The organism is Sphingobacterium sp. MAE, from assembly GCF_056711605.1.
Genome location: NZ_CM160044.1, coordinates 3,831,503 through 3,849,957 on the forward strand (window position 1 = coordinate 3,831,503; position 18,455 = coordinate 3,849,957).

General features: G+C 36.8%; 13 protein-coding genes. 5 read left to right on the forward strand and 8 right to left on the reverse strand.

The genetic code is table 11. The features are described from left to right. Positions 1-58: 58 nt before the first annotated feature. Positions 59-1,042, reverse strand: a complete 984-nt coding sequence (lplA, locus tag AC06G9_RS16385) for a lipoate--protein ligase (RefSeq protein WP_293924253.1) — start codon at positions 1,040-1,042, stop codon at positions 59-61. 521 nt (positions 1,043-1,563) lie between these two features. Between lplA and AC06G9_RS16390 the strand changes: the two genes are divergently transcribed. The 3 genes from AC06G9_RS16390 to AC06G9_RS16400 all read left to right on the forward strand — a co-directional run bounded on the left by AC06G9_RS16390 (position 1,564) and on the right by AC06G9_RS16400 (position 5,174). Further along, complete coding sequence (locus tag AC06G9_RS16390) at positions 1,564-3,096, forward strand: NYN domain-containing protein (RefSeq protein WP_094772303.1); 1,533 nt, start codon at positions 1,564-1,566, stop codon at positions 3,094-3,096. 337 nt (positions 3,097-3,433) lie between these two features. Next, positions 3,434-3,811 carry a YidH family protein gene (locus AC06G9_RS16395; protein WP_045752708.1) on the forward strand — a complete coding sequence of 126 codons (378 nt, stop codon included), beginning with the start codon at positions 3,434-3,436 and terminating at the stop codon, positions 3,809-3,811. 196 nt (positions 3,812-4,007) lie between these two features. Next, complete coding sequence (locus AC06G9_RS16400; RefSeq protein ID WP_480956760.1) at positions 4,008-5,174, forward strand: RNA polymerase sigma factor; 1,167 nt, start codon at positions 4,008-4,010, stop codon at positions 5,172-5,174. Positions 5,175-5,262: 88 nt separating this feature from the next. Here the strand turns inward: AC06G9_RS16400 and AC06G9_RS16405 are convergent, their stop codons facing one another. Genes AC06G9_RS16405 through AC06G9_RS16415 form a run of 3 tightly spaced genes read right to left on the reverse strand, consistent with a single transcriptional unit; the run spans position 5,263 to position 8,864 of the window. Next, a complete protein-coding gene (locus AC06G9_RS16405; RefSeq protein WP_248755862.1) occupies positions 5,263-6,498 on the reverse strand; it encodes a Glu/Leu/Phe/Val dehydrogenase dimerization domain-containing protein in 1,236 nt (411 codons plus the stop codon). A 47-nt stretch (positions 6,499-6,545) separates the two neighbouring features. Further along, positions 6,546-7,673, reverse strand: a complete 1,128-nt coding sequence (hppD, locus tag AC06G9_RS16410; RefSeq protein ID WP_094772301.1) for a 4-hydroxyphenylpyruvate dioxygenase — start codon at positions 7,671-7,673, stop codon at positions 6,546-6,548. A gap of 30 nt (positions 7,674-7,703) precedes the next feature. Next, positions 7,704-8,864: a homogentisate 1,2-dioxygenase gene (locus AC06G9_RS16415; protein WP_045752704.1), complete on the reverse strand. Its 1,161-nt coding sequence runs from the start codon at positions 8,862-8,864 to the stop codon at positions 7,704-7,706. 380 nt (positions 8,865-9,244) lie between these two features. Between AC06G9_RS16415 and AC06G9_RS16420 the strand changes: the two genes are divergently transcribed. Beyond that, positions 9,245-10,219, forward strand: coding sequence for a fumarylacetoacetate hydrolase family protein (locus AC06G9_RS16420; RefSeq protein ID WP_045752703.1), 975 nt, complete (start codon positions 9,245-9,247; stop codon positions 10,217-10,219). Between the two features lie 31 nt (positions 10,220-10,250). After that, positions 10,251-11,159: a flavin reductase family protein gene (locus tag AC06G9_RS16425; protein WP_480956761.1), complete on the forward strand. Its 909-nt coding sequence runs from the start codon at positions 10,251-10,253 to the stop codon at positions 11,157-11,159. A gap of 86 nt (positions 11,160-11,245) precedes the next feature. On the opposite strand, the gene AC06G9_RS16430 is transcribed toward AC06G9_RS16425, so the two are convergent. From AC06G9_RS16430 to AC06G9_RS16445, 4 genes are all read right to left on the reverse strand, one after another. Next, positions 11,246-12,319 (reverse strand): phytase, encoded by a 1,074-nt coding sequence (locus AC06G9_RS16430; RefSeq protein ID WP_260948597.1) that lies wholly within the window; start codon positions 12,317-12,319, stop codon positions 11,246-11,248. 23 nt (positions 12,320-12,342) lie between these two features. Next, a complete protein-coding gene (locus AC06G9_RS16435) occupies positions 12,343-13,347 on the reverse strand; it encodes a metallophosphoesterase (RefSeq protein ID WP_045752700.1) in 1,005 nt (334 codons plus the stop codon). A 256-nt stretch (positions 13,348-13,603) separates the two neighbouring features. After that, positions 13,604-16,414, reverse strand: coding sequence for a TonB-dependent receptor (locus tag AC06G9_RS16440; RefSeq protein ID WP_480956762.1), 2,811 nt, complete (start codon positions 16,412-16,414; stop codon positions 13,604-13,606). A gap of 197 nt (positions 16,415-16,611) precedes the next feature. Beyond that, on the reverse strand, positions 16,612-18,375 hold the full coding sequence (locus AC06G9_RS16445) for an aromatic amino acid hydroxylase (protein ID WP_480956763.1): 1,764 nt from the start codon (positions 18,373-18,375) through the stop codon (positions 16,612-16,614). Positions 18,376-18,455: the final 80 nt, after the last annotated feature.

Genomic DNA, 18,455 nt, shown 5'->3' on the forward strand with positions numbered 1-18,455 from the left:
TGACTGTAAACCTTTAAAATTGGTTAAATCAGAAATCTTTTAGGTTTATAAAAGGTTATTATTTAAACAGCTCTAATAATTCTGATGTGCTGACTTTACCAAAATATGCTGTTAGATCCTGCTGATCCAACCACGTCGTGAGATGAGCAATGTCGTGCTTTTGCCCGATTAGTGCTGATTCTAGCTCCTCAATCGGTTTGGATGCAAAGAAGTCTCCAAATATTTTGGCTTTTTCAATATAGCCTTTATGCACGTCTAAATGAATTTCAATAAAGCCCGCTGGTATTTTCAGCGCTTTTTTAAAATTATATTGTGGCGAAAACCCAAAATTCCACTCCCATGTACTGTACTTTTCTATTATTAATTTTTCAATACCCAAGATATCATCTTCTGTAAATGTATGGCGGACTGCTTGCGGATTATTTTTCATCATTTCTGCGATCAGCAATTCTTTGAAAGGTAATGCCGTAATTTCTTTAGGTAGATATTCACTTAGATTGATCACACGGGCGCGGTTCGATTTTACTGCCTTATCCACAAATTTTAAAGGATTGACTTTCAAAGCCGACCCGAGAACCTCCATTTGAGAGTTAATCAAAAGCGTACCGTGTTGGATCATCTTCCCATTTTTGGCAAGTTTTGCATTTCCACTAAATTTCTTTCCCTCTACCAACAGATCGTTTCTACCTTCTAATTTTGCAGGGATCCCCAAATAATTTAATAAAGATAAGACAGGCTGTGTGAAGGTTGAAAAATCCATAAAGTCATTTGTACCTAAAAGCGTATGAAAAGAGAAATTTAAATTTCCAAGGTCATGATAAACTGCTCCTCCTCCAGACATACGCCTAACTACTTTTATTTCTTGACTTTGAACATAATCCAAGTTAATCTCCGCCAGTGTATTTTGAAATTTTCCGATAATAATCGATGGTGCATTGCTATACAATAAGAAAATGTCTTCTTTTGGATATTTATACAGTAAATATTCTTCAGAAGCTATATTAAAATAAGCGTTGTTGGAGGGAGAATCAATGATGAGCATAAAACTATAATTTAAACAAAAATAATAAGTTTTTAATAGAAAAGCGAGTGCTCATCTGGATTAGAGTATCACTTTTAAATGAAGGATCCGATCATAACAAGGGAGCGGTCGGCGCAACTTATTTGAAAAACAACTGTTGTATAATAGAAAATCATATTTAATATTTATTTCAAAGACAATTTGTGTAGACAAAAAGTAGATAAGCCATTCGGAATTAGATACAATGTATAGAAAAAAACGTCGAGTACAGCAATATTCACACTAAAAACGAATCCTGTTCTTCTTGAGAATAAAATAAATCATACCAATATCTTGATCATGGATCACTTCAAATATATTGCGTATCTAATCAAATTTATCTAAGTTTACAAGAGTAGAGTTGTTAAACTTAACATATTCAATACAAACTATATCATCTGAATGTTCAGATTGTTCTAGTGCGTTAAAATCAAATTAAGGTGAATAAATAACTTATCATTTCAGGAGAATTCAATTTATAGCGCATATTAAAAACACAAGGGATGCCAGAAGAAACAGAAAAAAAAATAGCGATCTTGATTGATGCTGATAATATCTCATATAAAAAAATAGAAGAGATATTGAATGAAGTAAAACGATATGGAATCCCTACGATCAAGCGTATCTACGGTGACTGGACCAGTCCTTATGTAGAAAATTGGAAAGATAGCCTCTTAACCCATGCAATCACCCCTATTCAACAATATAGCTACACCCAGGGTAAAAATTCAACAGATTCGGCTTTAATTATCGATGCGATGGATATTTTACACTCGGATCGTGTAGATGGATTTTGTATTGTATCCAGTGACAGTGATTTCACCCGTTTAGCGACTAGGCTTCGCGAATCAGGTAAATTAGTGATCGGTATTGGCGAACGGAAAACACCTAAACCTTTTATTTCTTCTTGCGACAAATTTATATATGTCGAAATATTAGAAAAAGAAGTTTCTAAAAAAGCTGTGAAAAAGAAAAATAATAATTCCGGTTCAACTCCCAATCCCGTTATTGACCGAAATAAAATTTCTGCCTTGGATGAAGAGACACTGGAGCTATTAAAAGATACGGTAGATGATACTGCTGATGAAAGCGGATGGGCGTTTTTAGGTGAAATAGGTAGCCTATTTAATAAAAGAAAACCAGATTTTGATGCTAGAAACTACGGTTATGAGAAAATATCACATCTTTTTAAGGCTTACAAAGAAGATTTTGAAATTGAGGAGCGTAATACGGAAAAATCAAGAATAAAAAATTACTACATCAGAAATATCATCAATAAACCCCTACAAGCAAATCCTGCTCTTACGACAGCAGCAAGCGCAACTAGTACTCAAGCTGCTCCAACAAATAATACTTCTCATCATTCAAAACCTCATGTTGCGCCCAACCAACCTATAAATCCAACAACTCAACAAGCCAAATCTATACCGCTGCCCGTACCTGCACCGACTGAACGAAATAACCTGTCGCCAAAGCAAGGAAAATCAAAAGGAAAATCCAAAAATACAAATCCTACTATAACTGCGTCCGAGGTCAATATAGCTAATCAACAGGCAAAACTTTCAATTCCTACTGTCCAACCATCTACTGAACGACCTAACACCATTCAAAAAGAAGTAAAGAAAACAAATAGTCAGACAAAAACAAACTTACCTTCACAAACTGAGGATTTAGGAACACAAACAGCAAGTGCTAGTACCCCTACAACGACAGGAAAAGGACATGTGACAGAGGTGGATCATGCAATTATTCCTTCAAAAGGAAATCAAATTACAGCAGAAGATGTGACTAAAAATCAAATTAGAATCACGAAGGATCTAAAACCTTTATTTCCAAATAAGACTAAAAAGATTAGAATACTGATTAAAAATGAATACGAGTGTGCTTTTTCTTACAGAAGAGATCGTTCTCATGTCCTCAGTTTGGGACAACATGCTGCGGAAGAACTTGAACTTGAAGCTGGCACAAAGATTAAATTGGTAAAATTGGGAGATAACTCCTATCAGTTAGAGAAAATAAGCAAAGAAAGTAACTAAAATTATTATAAGCTTTGTAATTTTATTAATGCAATATCACAAAATAACGATAAGTTTATTTCTTGGCACAACATTTGAAATAACTTTTATTCATAATTTAGATTAATAATTGGTTAGAAAATGCCTGAAGTTCCCAGCTTTAGGCATTTTCATTATGACAACATGCCCAACATATCAATAAAGATATACAGCTTATTATTCGATATAACTTAGAGAAATAATTACCATAATTTTTAAAATTAAAAATCCTCGAAATAAGGTATGTATTCATTTACCAAGACCAGACAAAGTAAATCAATCTCGCTTTTTGATTGTTATATCGTATATCGGAAATATTATGGATAATCAACCTCAGAAAAAAACAAGTGACCATTTGGCCAATGAACGTACATTCTTAGCATGGATACGCACGAGTATCGGAATCATGGGATTTGGGTTTGTAGTCGTAAAATTTTCATTATTTGTAAAACAAGTGAGCTTAATACTACATAACAACCAACATATTCTACAAAAGGGGTATTCTGGCGCAATTGGTGTCACACTGGTTGCACTTGGAGCTATGACAGCACTGTTTGCTTACCTCAATTATAAAAAAATAGAAAAAGAGATCGATGCCGATACGTATGGAAGCTCCAATCCGCTTATCATGCTGTCTACTTTTGGGCTTATATTCGTCAGCGCATTATTGATATGGTACCTCATAGATAGTATTTAAAAAAGTTTTATCTATCTAAAATAGATAGGATCTACACCTCGGTCCGCAATGTTTGTTTTTTTAAAAAAAGTGTAACGAAAGGAGTTCCACTTGTACTTACTAATTAAAACAACAAAAAAGGAATGTATTTTTAAGCATTAAACGTTGAAAATGCTGTCCAGACCACTAAAATTTTTGCAATAATATAAGATGTAAGATGTTAGTAGATTATTCAAGTGAAAAAACATTTCTGAATCTGATGGAGGTTCACAAAGGTATCCTACATAAGGTAGCTCGTCTCTATATGGACAGCCCAGAAGACCGAGAAGACTTACAGCAGGAAATCATAATTCAATTATGGAAATCTTACCAAAACTTTAAAGGAGATAGTGCTTTTTCTTCTTGGATGTATCGAGTAGCGATTAATACAGCTATTTCTTACTTTAAAAAGGAAAAGCGCAGAAGTGATATTTATGATTATGCAAGTGCTAAAGAACCAGAAAATGAAGCCTACAACCCAGAAAAGGATCGACAACTCGAGGTATTCTATCAGGCTGTACAGCAGTTAAATCCCGTAGAAAAGGCTTTGATATTTTACTTTATGGAAGGACTTTCGCATCATGAAACGGGATTTCAGCTAGGAATAAGTGAAGGAAATGTACGCGTAAAACTCAATAGAACTAAAGAAAAATTACAACAAATCATAAAAAAACAGGTTATGAATCTTGATAAATTAAAATCGGCGTGGAATACTGAAAACACGGACGATGTCCATATTCCAGCACAAATAAAACAATTGAGACAAGCTAAACATCCTTTAGATAAACTCAAGCAAAATATGAAGAAGGAATGGTATATACAGATTGTAGCAATCCTATTTTTGGGATTTTTCCCACCACTGTTTCATATCCATCCTTCATTGCATGTTATCTATTATGCTTCTTATGCCTTATTAGTTGTTATTTCAGCATATTATTTGAACTTATTCCGATTATTTTATAATAGGATTAACCATTACACTGCTGATACAAAAGATAGCTTGACCGAAATATATTACGATTTTAAATTAAATATAGAGCGCTATCACGCTTTTGGTTTTCTTCTACTCCCTACAGCGCTGATTGCTATAGCTTTATATGTATACAGTACTTTATTGGAAAAAGGAAAAGATTTTTCGTCCATCTCTCCTCAATTCAAAGTAACACTTATTATTCTTACGCTGGTGGTCAGTTTAAGTTTTATCTTATCTATACTGGCGTGGACACGGTATTTTTATGGCCCATATGTCAACCAATTGAAAAAAGTATTGGATGAGCTAAAAGCTGAAGAACTGAAGGACGGCCAAACCGCTAAAAAAAAAGATGACCTAACTAGAGAAGAATAAGATATAGCATCAATTATTATAAAAAAAGCATTTGTGGTTTTTCTCACAAATGCTTTTTCATATATATATCTTTACATGGGATAACTAATCAAATCAATTGCTTTAGGGCAATTTCATATGCTTTGGATGATAGATGTGTTTTGGAATCGGATACTGCTCTTATTTGATCGATCGCTTGTCCGATAATACGCGATACATCTGAGAATAATGCATCATCACTGATCTCTACATTGGGCTGCATCAGATATGCAAAAACACGTGCCATACCACAATTTGCTATAAAATCGGGAATGACGGATACCTGCGTATCGGCATATTCCATCACGGGTCCATAAAAAATTTCACGATCTGAAAAAGGAACATTGGCTCCTGAAGCAATCAGTTCAAGTCCATGCGCGACCAATTCACTGACCTGTTCTTTAGAAACCAGCCGTGAAGCGGCAGCAGGAATAAAAATAGCTGCGCCCATATGCCAGATCTGCTGGTTCACTTCTTCAAAAGAAAGTAATTCAGGGCTATACAATTCGTTTCCTTTACGATTGAGAAACAAGGTCGTGATTTCTGCTTCGGTAAAACCTAGAGGATTAATCAATCCGCCAGCACGGTCAATAATTCCGACAATCTTTACCCCTATCTTACTGAGATAAAATGCTGCTGCTGCTGCAACATTTCCCCAACCTTGAATGATTGCACTCTTACCCGCACAATTACTCTCATAGCATCTGTAAAAATGTTTAACAGCTTCTGCCACGCCATAGCCTGTAATCATATCCGCTATCTTATATTTTCTTTTCATATCAGGACTATATGCTGGGTCTTCTAAAACTTTAGAAACGCCATACCTAAGTTGACCGATCTGATGGATGCGTTCATTTTCACGCACCTTGAAATGACCATTCAACACACCTTCTTGGGGATGCCAGAGACCATATTGTTCTGTTAACGGAATGACGTCGTGAATTTCATCGACATTGAGATCACCGCCTGTACCGTAGTAATTTTTAAGCAAAGGAGTGACAACTTTAAACCACCTATCCAATACACCTATTTTTCTCGGATCAGATGGATCAAAATTAATTCCTGATTTGGCTCCTCCTATAGGAGGTCCCGAAACGGTAAACTTCACCTCCATGGTCTTGGCTAATGATTCTACTTCGTTCTTATCCAATCCCAACCGCATCCTTGTACCTCCTCCAGCTGCTCCACCACGCAACGAATTAATAACAACCCATCCTTCTGCCTCAGTTTCTGTATCTTTCCATTCAAAAATGATCTCAGGTCTTTTTTGTTCAAAAGCTTGCAGAAGCTCTTTCATATTTTCCATAGTATCTACATTCTATTTTTAACTTATACAAGCTATTGGTATACTGATTATAAATTCCCTCTTTTCTCCTGTTCCCGTTCGATAGCTTCAAATAAAGCTTTAAAATTACCTGCACCAAAGCTTTGAGCTCCTTTGCGTTGTATAATTTCAAAGAATAACGTGGGACGATCTTCTACTGGTTTTGTGAAGATCTGTAAAAGGTAACCCTCATCGTCACGATCAACTAAAATACCGAGATCTTGAATAATTTTTATTTCTTCATCAATCTGACCTACTCGTTCGGGTAACATGTCGTAATAGGCTTCTGGCGGCGCACCTAAAAACTCTACACCGCGAGCTTTCAAGGCTTTAACTGTCTTTACAATATCATGTGTTGCCAAAGCAGCATGCTGTACACCCTCTCCTTCATAAAATTCGAGGTACTCTTCGATCTGGGATTTCTTCTGCCCCTCTGCTGGTTCATTGATTGGAAATTTAACATAACCATTCCCATTGCTCATCACCTTACTCATTAATGCCGAATACTCCGTATTGATCTGCTTATCATCAAAAGAAAGCACATTAACAAATCCCATAACGCGCTGGTACCAATCTACTGTTTCATTCATTTTGTTCCAACCCACATTACCAACACAATGATCAATATATAATAACCCAACTTCATCGGGTTGATAGTCACTGCTCCATGCTTGATATCCGGGCAAGAACACACCATTATAATGCTTACGTTCGACAAAGAGGTGTACTGTTTCGCCATAGGTATATATCCCCGAAGTAACTGCTTCACCATATTCATCAGTGAGTACCTTCGGTTCTTGATACACACGAGCTCCTCTTTTAGTGGTTTCTTCAAAAGCTTTAGTCGCATCATCTACCCAAAGGGCAAGAATCTTGACTCCATCACCATGCTGTTTCACATGTTCTGATATCGGATGATCCGATCGTAGAGCAGTAGTCAATACCAACCGGATCTTACCTTGTCTCAATACATAGGAAGCTCGATCTCGGATTCCTGTTTCTGGTCCAGCATAAGCTTCGGACTGAAATCCAAAAGCTGTTTTATAAAAGTGAGCTGCTTGCTTGGCATTGCCCACATAAAATTCAATATAATCTGTGCCATTGATGGGCAGAAAATCTTGCGCTAAAGCTATTTTCTCAGCAAAAGTCTGTTTCATTATCTTATATTTTCAAGAGTATATTTAATATTATTCACTCAACCACGATTTGTAATAATCTGGATCTTCAATGGCTAGTGCTTCTTCTGTCAACATTAATGGTCTAAATGGGTCAATCATAACCGCCAATTCATCGGTCTGCTTCTGTCCGATACTTTTCTCCACGGTACCTGGATGTGGGCCGTGGGGAATGCCACCAGGATGTAACGTTATCTGCCCACGTTCTACACTTTTGCGGCTCATAAAATCGCCATCAACATAATATAAGACTTCATCAGAATCTACATTACTATGGCTGTAAGGGGCGGGAATGGACTCTGGATGATAATCATACAGACGAGGACAAAAGCTACACACAACAAAAGTATCGGTCTCAAAAGTTTGGTGTACAGGTGGTGGTTGATGCAGTTTTCCTGTGATAGGCATAAAATCGTGAATAGAGAATGCCCATGGATAATGATAACCATCCCAACCAATGAAATCAAAAGGATGACTACCATAAATATAGGGATAGATCAATCCTTGTTTTTTAATTTTAACTTCAAATTCTCCGATTTCATCAATAGTTTCTAATGCAGCAGGCCTTCTGATATCCCTTTCATAAAAAGGAGCGTGCTCCATCAATTGCCCAAATTCATTACGATAACGTTTGGGAGTACGAATTGGGGAAAATGATTCGATGATAAACAAGCGATTGTCAGGATGATCAAAATGAATCTGATAAATCACTCCTCTAGGAATAACAATATAGTCGCCATAAGCAAAAGGAATTTGCCCATATCCTGTTTTGATGATACCTGAGCCTTCATGAATAAAGATGATCTCGTCAGCTTGACTATTCTTATAAAAATAATTGGTCATTGATGTCTGAGGTGCAGCGAGTGAAATATGGAGATCATCATTGACCAGAACGGGAATACGACTTTCTAAGTAATCGTCTTTTTTTTGTACCGCAAAACCTTTTAAGCTCGTGTGCTTGAGATGCTTGCTACGCGCTATTTTTGGGGAAACATCATAGGCTTCTCCAATCTGTTTGACCAGTGTTGGCGGATGGCAGTGATAAACTAATGAATAAGTACTCGAAAAACCATGTGTAGAAACCAATTCTTCGGAGTAGAGTGCACCATTAGGCTTCCGAAATACGGTATGTCTTTTAGGAGGAACTTTTCCCAATTGATGATAAAGTGGCATAAGTAACTAAATTAAAAAAGTGAAATGATATATGCTGCGGCAAGGGTTAAACAAGTAACTCTAGCACAAATAAATAACGAAGAGGGAAGATTATTTAATATTGAGCAAACACCACATCAGCGATCAATGCCTTCAAGAAAGCACTCATTCCTAAAATGACTCTCTTATTTATGAGTCTACTGGTGTTCATAATTGGATTTTTTATTTAATCAAATATAATATTTTATTTTTTAATATTTCAAATTAAATATATAAAATGATTAGCGAACTTCCTATATTTAACCCAATTGCGTTGCAGAGGACATGCGACTATAATCTTTTTTATTGCATTTAAGAGCATAAAGAACAGAAACCAATTTTAATATTATATACATCAGATTATGAAACTCATTACCTGTATTCTGGGAGAAAACGAGTGTTTGGCTTTTTTAATTGGCACACATATCTATCCTTGTGACAAGGTCGACAAATCCTTGCCGAATACCATGGATCGCTATTTACTTACAGACCATACGGTAAAGACAACTATGCGTGAGGCATACCTTTCACTTTGCACTGCAACTACTAATAGCACACCGTATACGATTGATAATACCATTATAAATGCACCTGTACCTCGTCCGGGTTCACTGCGTGATGCCTATGCCTTTCGTCAGCATGTTTACACCTCTCGTCGCAATCGTGGACTAGAAATGATTGCCGAGTTTGACCAATTTCCTGTCTTTTATTTTTCAAATCATAGAGCTATCTGTGGACCTGGAGCAGTGGCTTGCATGCCTAAACATTTTGATAAACTTGATTTTGAACTGGAAGTTGCTATTGTCATACAGAAGCAGGGGCGGAATATACCCGCTTCGGAAGCTGATGACTATATAGCTGGTTATATGATTATGAACGACATCAGTGCTCGAACACTTCAGATGGAAGAGATGAAGCTCAATTTGGGACCAGCCAAAGGAAAAGATTTTGCGACGGTCATAGGACCGTGCCTAGTAACAGCCGATGAATTGGAAAAATATAGAGTAGATCCTCCTAAAGGCCATGTTGGCGCCACTTATAATCTTGAAATGTCGTGCTCGGTAAATGGAAAACTGGTCTCCATGGGTAATCTTCGAGATATGGACTGGACGTTTGCCGAAATCATTGAACGCATTTCTTATGGTGTGGATATATTTCCGGGAGATGTAATTGGCTCAGGAACTGTAGGTACTGGCTGTTTCTTAGAGCTCAATGGAACTGGAAAATTAAATGATCCAGATTACAAAGAACAATGGTTGACAGAGGGTGATGAGATCACCATGAACGTAACTGGTCTTGGTCAGCTGGAGAATCACATTGTGCGAATAAATAATTAAGAATAATAAATTTAAATTAGCAATATAGCTTATGAAACCAGAAAAAACAACAGTAATAGATCCTGTAGCACAACAAGCTATCTTTGATGATCTCATCAAATATGCTGTAGCACCGCGTCCTATCTGTTTTGCCAGCACGATAGATGCTGCAGGTGAGGTCAACTTGAGCCCCTTCAGTTATTTTAATTTCATGTCTCAGCAACCACCTATATGTGTTTTTTCTCCCTTATTAAGGATGCGAGATGGATCAACAAAACATACATTAGATAATATCGAAGAGGTACCAGAAGTAGTGATCAATATTGTAAATTATGCTATGGTACAGCAACAATCACTCGCGAGTACTGAATATGGAAAAGGTATAAATGAATTTGAAAAATCGGGTTTCACAGCAATTGCATCGGAACTGATCAAACCGCCTCGTGTTGCAGAATCACCCATACAGTTGGAATGTAAAGTTAAAGAAATCATCAGTCTTGGAGATGGCCCTGGAGGTGGCAATATGGTTATTGCAGAAGTTGTTAGAATGCATATTCACAAAACTTTATTGGATGATGACCATCAGATCACACAAGAGTCCCTCGATCTTGTTGCTCGCTTAGGTGGTAACTGGTACTGTCGCGTCACCAAAGAATCTTTATTTGAGGTTCCAAAACCCCTGAGAAATCTAGGAATTGGAGTTGATGCACTTCCTGAACATATTCGCTTTTCGGAAATCCTAACAGGTAATCATTTGGGAAGATTAGCTAATGTAGAGCAATTACCTGTATTGACTGATGAAAACAGATTAAGTTTAGATCCAAATGTAAAAGCGATATGGGATCAATCGCAAGAGCAGCTACCATTAAGACGGAAACTTCTCCAGATGTATGCCGCTAAGCTATTGGATGAAGGTAAGTTGTCTCTCGCTTGGCAGGTTCTTTTATTGGAGATCGAATAAATAAGATTTTTTTAACTAAAGTTGCCCATCGATATGGTTCAAGTTGAACCATATCGGTGGGCAACTAATTTTTTTTAAAATAACCACTATTTTCCTGCTTCAATACGTTTTTGAACTTCATTCCAGTCATATATATGAAATACTTTACCATTACTCATGGCTACTAACATACCATTTGGAAATTCAGGACCTAGATTGACATGCGTTGCATCTGCACCGTCGCACTCTACAGCAGCAACGGGAATGTCTGCCAATAATTTGTAAGCGTGGAGATTGGAAGCTTCACCTTCTCTTGGATAAACTAAAAAAGAATTATTCTGTTGATTAGAAACTAGAATATAACCTGTTTTCTCCCCTGTTTTATAAATAGCAATACCTTCATGATCACGTTTAGCTTCTCCTTTAGCAAAGAGAGCTAATTCTTTATTATTATTTAGAGCGGGATCAGCAAAATACTTGCGCACTCCTACTGTTTCATCTGAATAATACACATAACCTAACTCATTGTCTACAGCAATCGCTTCGATTTCCTTTGCTCCGCTATAAGCACCAAACTTGCGTACAACTTCTGCCTGAATAGTGCCATCAGGTTTTCCACTTAACTTATACTGCCATAAATAACTGTCTGAAAATCCAGTTTTTCTACCAACAATAGCATAGATTTCATTCGTTAAAGAGTCGATCTTTTTGGTATATACTGCTATCCCCATACCATCTCGTTCATCTTCTCCTTTTTCACCGACAAACACCTCTATACCACCTCCATCTACTGGTTTCAGATCTGGAAGACTATATATTCTTATTTTATGAGATTTACGTTCGGTGGTAATAGCTATATCTATTTTTTTACCATTGATCATGATACCGTAAGCGATATCTACATTATTAGGGCGTTGCAATCCCGTTACTTTATTGACAATCTTTCCTTTTAGATCATACAGATATAAACCACCATTTATTTCTTTGTCTGTACCTACGATCAAACTTTTGCTAGGGTCTCGTGGGTTAATCCAAATTGCGGGATCATCAGTATCGTATTCGGTCTGCTCAGTCACTACTGTCGGTCTCAGTGCATTGGATGCCACTGGGGCAAGCTGATCACTACATGACACCGTTAATGTCAACGCTAATAATCCGTATAAAATAGATATTGATTTCATTTTGCTTACGTTATAAGATATAATTATTTTGATTTAATCGTGATACTCTTTAATAATTTGGCGTTACCAGTTTTGGCTTGAATGGCTTGTATAAGCATAGTCTCTCCTACTATCGTAAATGCCATAAAACCTGGTTCTGCAGCTGCAAAAATCGTACCTTCACGCTCTCCTGTAGGTCTCACTTCACTTCCTGCCCCTGTCAGAAACTGCGTCGTAAAGCGATTTTTGGGACGAATGACCTGAAGGTCGTGCTCGTGTCCACATATGTAAGCCTGCACGCCATATTGATCAAAAAGAGTTGCAAATTTTGCTTCAAAAGACTTGGTATCTTTATTATCTTTTCGCTTACCACCACTATATAAAGGATGATGTCCTACTACGACCTTCCATTTGATAGCTGGATCGGTATCGGATAAAGTTTCAATTAACCACTTTTTTTGAGCAACTGTATCTTGTTGTGCTAAATCTGGATACTTACCATCATTATGATGATAACTTTCAATAAAAGGATTGGTATCCATAAACACCATCAATAGTGTACTACCATCCTCCAACTTGAATTTTTTCTTAAAATAAGGACTTGGCATATTCCATCTACGGCTAATCTGAGTGTAGTCAATCTGCGCACTGATATTTCCTCTATAATCATGATTGCCTAAAATAACATACCAATCCTGATATAGATTGGGATGTGTATAAATCTCTTCAAAAGAAGATTTCCAATGTTGATCTTGTGTACTTGCTACTCCAGAAGGGTAAAAATTATCGCCTACCGATACTATAAACTCAGCATCCAGAGTAATCGCAGTCCGCCCTAATTCTGCTGCCACATCTTTTTGATAATATTCGCCAACACGTCCAAAATCTCCTAATGCTAAGAAGGTAAATCCATCCTTTAGCCATGTGAGCTCAGGTGTGAACCCACCTTTATATCCAGATTGTCTTTCTTCTTGCTGTAGCACGGTTTGTGCAAAGATTTTTTGCAGCACCAACACTGTAAAAATGGTTAAGAATAATCTTTTTTTCATCAATTTTAATATATGTATATATTTTTGTTTTACTGAACTTCTATTAGTTCAGTTTGTTGATTTCGCTTTTGTACTGACAGATATTGGTTGCAGATGATCTTTAAAATTTTTAATTCATGAAATTAAATAAGATCCTAATAAACTCATTAACGTAGACATACTTCAAGAAATTGAAATGGTCTTATCGAATTTTGTTAAAAATCCTGCATTGCGATCATGCGCCATGCAGGATGATATCTTTTAGATCATGCTTAACTTATAAGTCAAATTTAAGTCCTAAATTATAACGAGCTTGGTAATATTCCATTTGACTCGTACGGGATGAAATGCCTTGATAATAACGCAAAGGTTGATTTGTGAGGTTATTGGCTTCGGCAAATATGCGTAGCTTCTTTGTTATTTTGAATGCTGCATTGGCATCTACAAAAAGTTGCTTCCCGTAAAATAAGTCCTCAAAATCACTCCCACCTAATCCATCAATGTAACCTGCAGTATAATTGAGCGATACTCGAGATGAAAATCTATTGTTTTCCCAAGATAATGATCCGTTAAACATATGTGGTGCAGTACCGGGCAACTTCACATCAGTGCGCTCCTCTCCGTCTTCATTGGTGATACCTTTAGCTTTTGAATTGGTGTGCGTATAATTGACATATACACCGAACCCTTTTAAAAATGCGCCTGGTAAGAAATCTAATTGACGTTGAAATGCGATTTCAAATCCATATACATCAACATTGTCGCCATTACGTTGTTGCACAAACTTCCAGTTTTGATCATGTGGAATTGGATTTTTCTGTCCCGGAAAATTTGATGAAAATTTGTCATTTGTAAATTGCTTGTCAACATAAGTGTAGATGAAATCATTTAAATTTTTATAAAATAGACCAGCAGATATCAAACCAATAGATTTGTAATATTTTTCAGCCATTAAATCAAAATTATAGGAGAAGGTCGCTTTCAAACTTGGATTACCCGCAAAAATTTCTGCATCTTCAGATAATGCACTTACATAAGGTGCTAAAGCATAATAATTGGGTCTAGCTAAAGCAGTGGTAAATGCAGTACGTAAAATGAATGAATCATCTACGTTATATTTGAAAGATAGACTTGGAAGTACATTGGTGTAATCATTTTTATGCTGAACACTCCCTTCTAAATCTTCCTCATCTACCACATAATTACCGGTATAATCGATTTTTGTATGTTCTACTCGAGCACCTACAATCATAGCTAATTTTGTACTGATATCTTGATCCCATCGCACATAGCCAGCAAAAATCTTCTCTTTCGCATTATAATTTTGAGTCAGATATTCACTTGGCTTGGCTTTTTCCTTAAAAAGAGCGGCATTTTTAAGGTCAAAGTCTCCCAAGTATTCACGGTTTACAAAATATCCTGGTACATATTTACTTCCTGCTTGATAATCTTCTCCCGAATAGAAGTTATTGGGTACAGCATCCAGCTTGCCAAGCGCATTGATGGGTGTATACTCATAAAAGATATTATCACGAGACTTGTCTTTCAGACGCATGCGAAGTCCTGTCCTGATACGACCTTTCTGATCTTTGATCATCGTAAGAGGAAAACGAATATTAAGTTTTGCCCCAAATTCACTTTCTTCTGTATAATTATCATTTTCAGAGATTGTACCAAGTTTAAAGTTTTCGGGCACATCTCCTGCAGAGGTCACTAAAGGAAATCGGCTGTTAGATAAGTCTTCTGTAATTAATACATCTTTTGCACGAAAGTCTATATAGCGTTCATGTGGTCTATCTTCACTTGCCGTTGCATAGTTTGCCGACCAATCAAGTGCGACTTTTGGATTTAATAGGTGTTCACCACCGATTGAATAATTCTGCACTTTTTGGGTTTCGAGGCGACTATTTTTATTTTTATTATCGTCTATGCCCCCTTTTGTTTCCCTGCGGATATTACCCTTATATCCTGTAATATTTTCTTGAGCATCATAAATAGCTTCGATATCACGGTATCGCACACGATAACGGTTCTCGCGATCATCACGCCAATTATACATACCATTGGCATATAACATATGCTTATCATTAATCTTATAATCAAATGCTAATGCAGTGCTTCTGCGAATGCGTTGAACATCGTATTTACGAATATCCATTTCTTTCATAAATACCTGATCTTTCTTTCCTTGAGTCCAAACTCCTTCGACATTATCAGATCCGAAGCGATTATTATTGTAAGACCCACTCAAGACGATTCCAAATTTATTACTTGAGAAACGATTACCATATACCAAACCAGCTGTATAATTTCCTTTTTCACGAATAGGACCATACCCTCCAGCTGCTGTTGCGGATAATCGTTGCCCATTTGGCGAAGCTCGTGTAATTAGATTTACTGATCCGCCAATCGCATCTGCATCCATATCTGGTGTCAAGGTTTTATTCACTTCAATAGTAGAAATCATATCCGATGGAATTAGATCCATCTGTACATTACGATTATCTCCTTCTGCAGAAGGGATACGGTCTCCGTTTAAGGTGACTGAATTAAGATGTGGAGCTAAACCTCTGATGATAATATTGCGAGCCTCTCCTTGATCATTCTGCATGGTAATCCCTGGAACACGCTTCAAAGCATCGCCAATATTTGCATCTGGGAATCGGCCAACTTGATCTGAAGAAATGATATTAGTAATGTTTTGATTGTTTTTCTGTTGATTCAATGCTTTAGCTTGCCCCCGAGCCATATCTCCAAGAACAACTGCTTCCGCTAGCGATAAAGAAGAGGATGAAAGTTGAATCGTTATATAATTTTTTTGGCCATTTTTTACTACTATATTTTTCCGGATTGGCTGATAACCAATGTAAACCACAGAAACAGTGTAATTACCTGTCGGTAAGTTCAAAAATTCAAAGTGACCATTTTGATCCGATACAGTATAACGATTGCCTTCAAGCAGTTTTATGGTTGCTCCTGGCAAGGATAGATTGTCCGTATCATCCATTACTTTGCCCGTTAATAACGTAGACTGTGCATAGGTGCTCACAGTAACGATCAACAAAATCATCGTGTAAAAAATTCTCATAGTTTGCGTTATTTATAATGTCGCAAAACTATAAGTCTGACATGATGATAATGCTAATCTAATGTTACATAATCGTTAATATATTAAAAAAACAATTAAGTTCCATACTACTTAACAAAACAGTTTTAAAGTTTGAAAGTATATTCATAGTGATATACTTTCAAACTTTAAAGCTAACCACTAAAGAAAGCTAAGGGTTATTTACTAAGAAGCAATGCTATTTGATTATTTTTAGCTAATTGTATGCCATCCAAAATTAATTTTCTCAAGTGCTTATGATGACTGATAATTTCTTGAAGTCGATTTTCGATTTGCTTTGCTAAGTGTTCATGTTGATCATGTACAGCCAATTCTAATGTTTCGACATAGGCTAACCAGTCCATTGAAAAATTTTGCGCAATCATTTCATAGATTTCTGTTAATGAAATTTGCGATTCTCCTTTTCTACGTTGACGAATTAAACTATATAATTTATTTTTAGCTTTTCCAACTTCATCCTGCTCTTGAACAATTGTTTTATTTGCAGATACGGAGACTCCTTGCTCATAGGCTTCTTTATCTGCTGCACCACAGAAAACAGAGACAATATGCTCACCTACTGCCATATCATAAGTTCCCCACTCGGGATCAAATAAGATCTGACAAGACCGACTATCGATAACCTGACAAGGTGCCAAAGTAATCAATTGAATTTTGTTATCTTGCTTCACTATGGAACGAACTATTCCCCTTACCTCAATACCAGATTCGAATAGGAATATACTCTCCTTATCTATCTCAATACCATAACGGTTCATATCAGATTCATCGAAATCTTCAAATGCTTTATCAGATCCCGATAAACGCCCAACTGGGGAACTAAATCCATCAGCATGGTATGACTTGCCATGCCCCATGAGTTGTTTATCTTGATATGCCAGTGCGGTAGGTCCTACTGTTTTGATATATGCGATGGTTTCATCGACGATACCTGGTTGAAATAGACCAGATATTTGTAAGCCTGAGGTATATACAATTGTACACAGGTTTTTGCAGGCAATAGCTTTTTCTAATCCTAATTTTCCTCCTATACGAAATGACATGGTATTTGCAAATTGATCTAATACTTCACGTAATTGATTGAAATCTGAAGTAACAAATAATTGAGGTTGCGGCTTAGTGATATCATAAGAGTAGTCTAATGCCTTGAGAGTATAAGGTAATTTGGGAATCTCTTTACGCATACATGATGCGCTTTCACCAATGGACGACAGCAATCCTGCACCATAAATTTTGGGATCGTCAACAGTCCCAATTAATCCATATTCGACAGTCCACCAATGTAGTCTACTAAGCAATGCCATCTCGGAAGGCTCCCCCATATTGGACTGTATATCAACTAGTTTTCTCTCAGCCGTTTCAATTTGCTTGATAGTGGCACTGCTACTTTCTTTGAGAATAGATAAATGCCTAATGGCCTCATACAATTCGAAATCCTTTTCTGAAAACATCGCTTTTGTACCGATTTCTCCAAAATATTGCAAGTATGCGGCATATTCAGGTTCTCCAATAATTGGAGCATGCCCCGATGACTCATGGATAATATCTGGTGCTGGTGTGTATTCAATATGTTCAATCTGACGTATATCTGCTGCCACAACGAGTACCCGATACGCTTGAAATTCCATAAAGGCCGCTGGGGGTATAAATCCATCAACGGTTGCGGCTCCCCATCCTATCTTTTTGAGGCTATCATTCATAGCTTGCAAATTTGGGATTTCCTCAATAGTCAATCCTGCTTTACGAAGCCCGGGAATATAGGGATAATAGGCAATATCTCGGAGATAGGCATAGTTTTGTCGCATGACATATCGCCATACTGCTTGATCAATCGCTGTGTAACGCTGATAGTGCTGTGGCACGATATAACGTTTTAAATGTTGAGGTAGTTGATTTAATACTGGGTTACCGTAAGTTTCCATTTGCATATTAAGCTATATACAAATTTAACTTATTTTCTCACACCTAAGCACTAGCATATGAAACAGTTACAGCATTACCA